1 protein-coding gene is annotated in these 1187 nt (G+C 74.1%); it reads left to right on the top strand.

Translation table 11 applies throughout. The annotated features are described in order from the left end of the window. Window positions 1-539 precede the first annotated feature (539 nt). Window positions 540-1124, top strand: a complete 585-nt coding sequence (locus tag ACYVE9_RS27570; protein WP_461030613.1) for a M23 family metallopeptidase — start codon at window positions 540-542, stop codon at window positions 1122-1124. The last annotated feature ends 63 nt before the right edge of the window (window positions 1125-1187 follow it).

Genomic DNA, 1187 nt, shown 5'->3' with positions numbered 1-1187 from the left:
CGCGCCGCCGCCGACGGTCTCCGTGCCGAGGCCGCCGACCCCGACGCCCACCACGGAGGCCCCCCCCGACCCGGACCCGGACCCCGATCCGGACCCCACCCCCGGTGGCGGCTGCGTGCTGTGGTGGTGCGACTGAGCCGATCGACGCCCCACCGCAGCGGTCGGCGGACGCCCGGGCCGCCACCCGCCTGCCGCCTTCCCTCTGCCGGTGTCTGCTCGGTCACCCCGCTGAGCTGGGCGTTCGTCGGTCCGGAGGCCGGATCGCTGCCCGGCGGACGCCTTCTGTCGGGTGCTGGTGCGGGGGTGACGGTCCGTGAGGTGCGTACGGGGTGAGTGGTCTATTCCATTCACCTGTACGGTCCGGGTCTCCGGACCGGCTGCCGGGTTTCCCAACTTCCCTTCAGCACATAACAGTTGACCGTCCCTCACGGCGTCCCGCTACGCCGTTCGGGCGGTTGCCGCGTCGCCCACGACGTGCAGTGGTCCACCATCTGACGTGTCCTCAGAGTGATGGCGTCGCTGCATGGGAGGACGGTCGCATGTGTACACAGGATGAAGGCGGGCGCGGGGCGTTGACCCGTCGCGCGATGCTCGCGCGCGGGGGTGCGCTGGTGGCTCTGGGGCTGGTTCCGGTCCTCGGCGCCGCGGCGCCGGCCGCCGCCGGAACGGCCGCGGAAGAGGCGCAGGCACCCGGTCGCCGGGTCGGTCCGCCGGGAGCGTTCGCCAAGCCGCTCGCGGCGAGTTACCCCGTCTCCGCGGCCTACGGCATTCCGGGCGACTGGCTCGCCGGCCGCCACACCGGTATCGACTTCGCGGTGCCGTCCGGTGTTCCGGTCACCTCGGTGGGGCCCGGCACGGTGGAGGTCGCCCGTACCTACGGCGACTACGGCAAGGCCGTGATGGTGGCGATGGACGACGGCCACTTCGTCCTGTTCGCGCACCTGTCCGAGCTGGCCGTCAAGGAGGGTGCGAAGGTGCGCGGCGGGACCCGCCTGGGCGACACCGGGGCCACCGGCCGGGTCACCGGGCCGCACCTGCACCTGGAGGTGCGCAGCACGCGCGACTACGGCTCGGACGTGGACCCGGTCGAGTACCTCGCCGAGCGCGGCGTCCGCCTGCTGTGACGCCCGGCCCGTCCACCCCGGCCCGTCCACCCCGGCGGACCGCCTCAACCGGCAGGCGGGTCG

It is taken from the genome of Streptomyces sparsus (assembly GCF_054776295.1).
The sequence above is the reverse complement of the archived record's forward strand: the minus strand, read 5'-3'. Positions and strand labels throughout refer to the sequence as shown.

What these genes read in the sequence shown, in the direction of transcription:
- ACYVE9_RS27570 (WP_461030613.1), top strand. Translation starts at nt 540, where the DNA reads ATGTGTACACAGGATGAAGGCGGGCGCGGGGCGTTGACCCGTCGCGCG.